The sequence below is a fragment of the Christiangramia aestuarii genome, from assembly GCF_009735585.1.
Classification (GTDB): domain Bacteria; phylum Bacteroidota; class Bacteroidia; order Flavobacteriales; family Flavobacteriaceae; genus Christiangramia; species Christiangramia aestuarii.
On record NZ_VJVW01000003.1, the window covers coordinates 554,641 to 562,791 of the forward strand.

General features: G+C 44.7%; 1 protein-coding gene. It reads left to right on the forward strand.

What is annotated here, in order from left to right; all coding sequences use genetic code 11:
• Positions 1–540 precede the first annotated feature (540 nt).
• A partial coding sequence (locus FLP08_RS10450) for an Ig-like domain-containing protein (RefSeq protein ID WP_156276648.1) occupies positions 541–8,151 on the forward strand: 7,611 nt, incomplete at its 3' end.

Sequence of the window (8,151 nt, forward strand, 5' to 3'; positions counted from 1 at the left end):
TAACAGCATTATGACATGGCTTCAAAAAATTAGGCAGAAAAAGTAGTCCAATAACTACCCAACTTTTTATCGAAAGGATCCTGTACGAAAATGGAATTTTCAGGGCTATTTCTACGGGATTTCCCCTATTCATTTTTGAAATTTCCTACAATCTTAACAAATTTTAAGAGTATATTTCCTTCAATTTCAAAGACTTACGTTTCTGTTTTCCTGTTACTTATCGGCAATAAACCGTAATTCATCTAATAGTTTTTACTTCCATCTGCTGGGCGGTTTATTTGTAATAATTTTATATCCTAGAACACCAATTAAAAGTCATCCCCCACTTCTAATGGTAACCAGTCACTGGTTGCCGGTGTTTAATACCTACAATATTTTTTTGATTCCCCCCGAATCTTCAGTATCGCCAAAAGCGGTATACATGGCTTTCTTACATATCTGTGTCCAGCCGATACCCCACATATTTGCTGCCCCCCCCAAATCACATTATCGCCGAAATGACGATGGAATTTTTATTTGAATAGTCTAAACATTATTGATATGATTTGGAAAATTACTATCCACAGTTTGCTGGGGGAAATAAAGTCTATCCCTATACAGCAAAACATTCGTAAGTCACTTTTATTATTAGGCTTACTTTTATGCACTATTATTGGAACTGCCGATCTCGTAGCTCAGCAGCAAGACCAATATATTCCAATCCTGGATCCTCCCGGCCAGTTTGAGATTGACGGGAATTTAACGGCCAAGGATATTTCTAATGGAATAGACTGGGCACCCGAATGGAATGGCACCACCTACCTTACGGGCACAAATAACTATATTTTCAATCCTGTGGATGGAACCGCAAGGGATCCCAACACCTCGTTCTTTACAAAAGATCCTCTAGAATCTTCTACAGACGATATCTTTGTAGGAGGTCTTAAATATACAGACGATCCTACCGATTGGAGAAGTAAGCAGGCTGGTGCCAGCCCCGGAAAAGGCGATATGAGTACTGCCTTTTATCACATTTCCAGGGATGGAAATGGTGACCAGTGGCTATTTGTTGGTAGTGACCGACTCAAAAATAATGGTACAAGTTATATAGACTTTGAATTTTTCCAGGGAGAAGTTTTTCATAATCCTGCAACCAACGAGTTCACTACTACTAACCCGAATGGAAAAGGCCGTAGTGAAGGAGACTTTTTGATTTCTGTGAAGTACGGTAACGGAGGCTCCGATGCAACTGTACAGTTTTTCATTTGGAGAAATAACCAGTTTGTAGAATATACAATTGCTTCAAATGCAGTAGCGAAAGGAAACACTACCCTGGTAAGAAGACCTTTTACCGGTAGTAATGCATCTGTATATGATGCATACCTGTTTGTGGAGGCAGGCCTGAACATGACGAGTATTTTTAATGGGATTTCAGAAGAGTTTTGTGATGAAATAGAACTGGAATCATTACTGGTAAAAACCAAGACTTCTACCTCAGATAATGCCCAGCTTATCGATTTTATTGGGCCGGTACCGATTGATATTACCTTTGGAGCAGCAATCATCTCTTATGATCCTAACCCGGTTTGTGAAAATTACGGTCAATTCTATGAACCAACTATTGAAGGGGTTCAAAATGGAAGCTTTTCAGCTACCCCCGGAGGACTGGCAATAAATTCTACTACCGGTGTAATAGATATAGCTGCAAGTGCTCCTGGCATCTATACTATTACCTATACTTATGACAGTTATGGGTGTAACGACCTTATTTCAGAATACGAAGTTATAATCCAGTCACAACCAGAAAACCCTTCCACAAATGTGGGTTACAATGCCGGGGATTTCACTCAATGCTTTACCGGGCAAAGCCTGGATGCTAATAATGCCATAGAGCCTGTAGCGGGTGTGAGTACGGTTTGGTATACTTCAGAAACTGGAGATACAACAACTACCTCTCCCACACTTTCCAGTCCTGGAACTATTAGTTACTGGGCGCAGGCTGTGTCTGTTGACGGAGGATGCGTTAGTGAAGGTAGAACCGAGATCGTCCTGCAGTTAAAGGCCAAACCTGAAGCAAATAATGATTCAGCCACCACCAATGAAGACGAAGCTGTAAACATAGACGTCCTGGCTAACGATACAGATCTTGAAAATGATCCTATTACTATTACCTCGGTTTCTGAACCTGGTCATGGTAAAGCAGAGATCACTGCCAATAACCAGATACTTTATACGCCAGATGCGAATTATTTTGGGACAGACACCTTCACTTATACAATTGATGACGGAAACTGCGGAAGTGATACCGCCACGGTAGACATTACCATAAATTCAGTGAACGACCTGCCCAGTGCAATGGACGATGATCTTACGGTCGAGGAGGATTCCGGAGCCGGTTTAGCCAACCAGGTAGATGTTAGCCTGAATGATAATATTGGCGGCGATGGCGGTGATGCAGATAACTTTGCAATTACCAGCCAGCCAGATAATGGATCGGTTTCTGAAGTGAGCGATGGGATTTTTCAATACATCCCGGATGCCAATTATAACGGCACAGATAGTTTCACCTATACCATTACAGACGTAAACGGTGATTCTGCCACGGCTACCGTAAATATCACTATAAACTCAGTAAACGATGTTCCTGTGGCCAACGATGATAACCTTATCGTGGCCGAGGACTCTTCTGCCGGATTGAGCAATCAGGTTAACGTAGCTGCTAATGATGATATTGGCGGTGATGGCGGTGATTCCGATAATTATTCAATCGCCAGCCTGCCATCAAATGGAAGCATTACTGAGATTTCTGATGGTGTATTCGAGTATGTTCCAGATCCCGATTATTACGGGCCAGATTCTTTCAGCTATACCATTACTGATGTTGATGGGGATACAGATACAGCAACGGTTTCAATTACTGTAAATCCGGTAAATGATTTACCCGTAGCAGTAAATGATGAGCTTAGCGTGGAAGAAGATTCAGGAGCGGGAGCTGCCAACCAGGTGAACGTGGCTGCCAATGATGATATTGGAGGCGATGGCGGTGATGCAGATAACTTTGCAATTGCCACCCAGCCATTATACGGAAGTATAACAGAAATATCAGATGGAATATTTGAATATATTCCAGACCCCGATTATAACGGACCAGATTCTTTTACCTATACTATCACAGATGTAGATGGGGATACAGATACCGCCACGGTAAGTATTACCGTAAACTCGGTAAATGATCTTCCTAATGCTGAAGATGATAGTCTTACGGTTGAAGAAGATTCCGGTGCCGGGGTACAGAACCAGGTGATCGTTTCAGCAAATGATGATGTTGGGGGCGATGGTGGTGACGGTGACGACTATGCCGTAGCAACTCCTCCATCAAATGGTAGCCTGACCGAGATAAGCGACGGGGTGTTCCAGTATATTCCCGATCCAGATTTCAACGGAACAGATAGTTTTACCTATACTATTACAGATGTAGATGGTGATACAGATACCGCCACAGTAAATATTACCGTAAACTCGGTAAACGATCTGCCCGTTGCAGTAAATGATAATCTTGCCGTAGACGAGGATTCCCAGAGCGGTCCTGCTAATCAGGTAACAGTTTCAGCCAATGACTACATTGGTGGCGACGGTGGTGATGGCGATGACTATGCTCTGGCCACTCCCCCTTCCTTTGGTTCAGTGACCGAAATTAGCGACGGGGTATTTGAATATATTCCAAACCCTGATTATAACGGCCCTGACTCATTCACCTATACCATTACAGATGTAGATGGAGACAGTGATACCGCTACCGTATCTGTCACCGTGAATTCGGTAAATGATACCCCGACTGCCGAGGACGACAGCCTGGTGGTGGAAGAAGATTCTCAAAGCGGACCTGATAACCGTATTACCGTTTCCGCCAATGATTTGTTGCGCGGTGATGGTGGTGATGGAGACGATTATGCACTGGCCAGCCCACCTTCAAATGGAACTGTGACCGAAATCGTAGACGGTGTATTTGAATATATACCAGATCCGAATTTCAATGGTTCAGATTCCTTTACCTATACCATAACCGATGCCGACGGAGATTCAGTGACCGCTACCGTTAACGTTACAGTAACCCCGATAAATGATTTGCCGGTAGCCGTAGATGATATCGCATCTACAGATGAGGATGTAGCTGTAGTGATCCTTGTGCTGGACAACGATTCAGATATCGACGGGGATGATCTCACCATAACCGGAACCAGTAATCCTGCTAACGGAACTACCAGCATCAATGCTGATGGAACCATTACCTATACTCCAGATCAGGATTATAACGGCCAGGACAGTTTCACTTATACCATTTCAGACGGGAACGGTGGCACAGACACCGCAACCGTTCAGGTTTTCATAGGTATCGTGAACGATCCACCTGTAGCTGATAATGATGCTGTGACCACACCCGAGGACACTGCCATTGATATTGATGTAACGGCTAATGACACAGATACAGATGGTGATGAGCTGGAAGTTTTTTCAGTGAGCGATCCTGAAAATGGAACTGTAGTGATCAATGCCGACAATACTATAAAATATACTCCAGACCAGGATTTTAACGGGCAAGATAGTTTTACCTACACCATATCAGACGGAAATGGTGGTACAGATACTGCTACGGTGACGGTTACAGTTACCCCTGTTAATGACGATCCTGTAGCTGTTAATGATCCTGCCAGTACTCCTGAAGATCAGTCAGTAAAGATAAATGTGCTTGCTAACGATTCAGATGTAGATGGAGATGAACTAAGCATTACCAGTGTTACTGATCCCACAAATGGAACAGCCACTATTAATCCAGACGGAACTATCACTTATACACCAGATCCAGATTATAATGGAGAAGATAGCTTTACCTACACCATTTCTGATGGTAATGGAGGAACAGCTACAGCTACGGTTACCGTAAATGTAACCCCTGTGGATGATGCACCAGTTGCCGAAAATGATAGCCTGGAAGTAGATGAAGATTCTACCGCTGGAATAGATAATCAGATAGATGTATCCCAGAATGACTATATAGGAGGTGACGGTGGTGATGATGATAATTTCTCCATCAAGACCCAACCTGAACATGGGACGCTTACTGAAATTAGCGATGGCATCTTCGAATATATCCCAGACCCGGATTATTTTGGCGATGATTCATTTACTTATACCATAACCGATATAGATGGTGATACAGATTCTGCGACAGTTTCCATAACCGTGACCTCGGTAAATGATGTACCTGTAGCGATGGATGATAACTTAAGTGTTGAGGAGGATTCAGGTGCAGGAATGGCCAACCAGGTAGATGTTTCAGTGAATGATGAAATTGGCGGCGATGGCGGCGATGGTGATGATTATGCACTGGCTACTCCCCCTTCCCATGGTACTGTAACCGAAATCAGCGACGGAGTATTTGAATATATTCCAGACCCTGATTATTTCGGAGAGGATTCCTTCACCTACTCTCTTACAGATGTGAATGGAGATTCAAGCACAGCTACGGTAAACATTACGGTAAACTCAGTTAACGACAACCCGGTTGCTGAAAATGACACCCTGATCGTAGATGAAGACTCAACCGCTGGAGTAGATAACCAGGTAGATGTTTCTTTGAACGATTATATTGGTGGTGATGGTGGTGACGATGACAATTATTCAATCGCCACTATGCCGGAACACGGAAGCCTTACAGAAATTAGCGATGGTGTGTTCGAATACGTTCCAGATCCAGATTATAACGGAACAGATTCTTTCACCTACAATCTTACCGATGTAAACGGTGATCCTGTGACTGCCACAGTGAACATTAGTGTGAATTCTGTAGATGATCTTCCGGTGGCTAATGACGATTCCCTCACCGTGGATGAAGATTCCACAGCAGGCATCGCCAATCAGGTAGATGTTTCAGCCAATGATGATATTGGAGGTGACGGTGGTGATGACGATAATTTTACCATTGCCATCCAACCTGAAAATGGAACTCTAACCGAGATCACAGACGGGGTATTTGAATATATCCCTAATCCAGATTTCAACGGAACAGACTCATTCACTTATACTATTACAGATGTAGATGGAGATGTGGATACCGCGACAGTAAACATTACGGTGAATTCCGTAGATGATGTGCCTGTGGCGAACGATGATAGCCTTAGCGTTGATGAGGATTCTTCCAGCGGCCTGAGCAACCAGGTGAATGTAACCTTGAACGATGATTTAGGAGGTGACGGCGGCGATGGTGATGATTATGAGATCGCAACCCAGCCAATGCATGGTGTAGTAACCGAGATCGAGGATGGTATTTTTGAATATATCCCAGATCCAGATTATAATGGACCAGATTCGTTCACTTATAACATCATCGATGTAGATGGCAACACCAGTACCGCTACGGTTTCAGTTACCGTTAATCCGGTGAACGATGATCCTGAGACTGAAAATGATATAGCCACTACTAATGAAAACACCCCGGTGGATATTCCGGTTCTGGAGAACGATAAAGATATAGACGGTGATGAACTGGTGGTTATAGAGGTAAGTGATCCTCCTAACGGAACTACCAGCATTAATCCTGACGGAAGTATCACCTATACTCCAGATCCTGACTTCACCGGAGAAGATACTTTCACCTATACAGTTTCAGACGGAAATGGTGGTGAAGATACCGGAACCGTTACCGTATTTGTGAGCGATGAAAGCGGACCGCAGATCGTTTGTCCAGAAGCCGATGAGGTTTCCAATGACGAAGGAATTTGCGGGGCGATCTACGAATTCACTTTACCGGAATTTTCAGATAACTCTGGAGAGGCCAGTATTGAACAAATTGGAGGACCTGCTTCAGGAGAGATTTTCCCTGTGGGGCCAACTACCCTTATTTTCAGAGCCACAGATTCCTCAGGTAATATTAGCATCTGTACTTATACTGTAACCGTCATAGATACTGAAGCACCGGTGATAACTGCCTGTGCCCAGGATATGATGAGCGTGGAAGCAGATAACGGAAGTTGCCAGGCCAGCTCTGTAGCACTGGAAATGCCAGCAGTTACTGATAACTGTACTGCGGAAGAAGATTTGGTCATCACCAATGATGCTCCGGAAGTTTTTGAGCTTGGACAGACCATCGTGACCTGGACCATTACCGATGCCGCTGGAAACAGCAGCAGCTGTGAGCAGATCGTCAACGTGATCGATACCCAGGCGCCGGTAATTACTGCCTGTGCTCAGGATATGATGAGCGTGGAAGCAGATAATGGAAGCTGCCAGGCCAGCTCTGTAGCACTGGAAATGCCAGTGTTTACAGATAACTGTACTGCAGAAGAAGATCTGGTCATCACTAATGATGCTCCCGAAGTTTTCGAACTTGGACAGACCATCGTGACCTGGACCATCACCGATGCCGCTGGTAACAGCAGCAGCTGTGAGCAGATCGTCAATGTGATCGACACCCAGGCGCCAGTGATTACTGCCTGTGCTCAGGATATGATGAGCGTGGAAGCAGATAACGGAAGCTGCCAGGCCAGCTCTGTAGCACTGGAAATGCCAGCAGTTACCGATAACTGTACTGCGGAAGAAGATCTGGTTATCACCAATGATGCTCCGGAAGTCTTCGAACTTGGACAGACCATCGTGACCTGGACCATCACCGATGCCGCTGGAAACAGCAGCAGCTGTGAACAGATCGTCAATGTGATCGACACCCAGGCGCCGGTAATTACTGCCTGTGCCCAGGATATGATGAGCGTGGAAGCCGATAATGGAAGCTGCCAGGCCAGCTCTGTAGCACTGGAAATGCCAGCAGTTACCGATAACTGTACTGTGGAAGAAGATCTGGTTATCACCAATGATGCTCCGGAAGTCTTCGAACTTGGACAGACCATCGTGACCTGGACCATCACCGATGCCGCTGGAAACAGCAGCAGTTGTGAGCAGATCGTCAATGTGATCGATACCCAGGCGCCGGTAATTACTGCCTGTGCCCAGGATATGATGAGCGTGGAAACAGATAATGGAAGTTGCCAGGCCAGTTCGGTATCACTGGAAATGCCAGTGGTTAACGATAACTGTACTGCAGGAGAAGACTTGGTCGTCACCAATGATGCTCCGGAAGTCTTTGAACTTGGACAAACTATCGTTACCTGGACTATCACT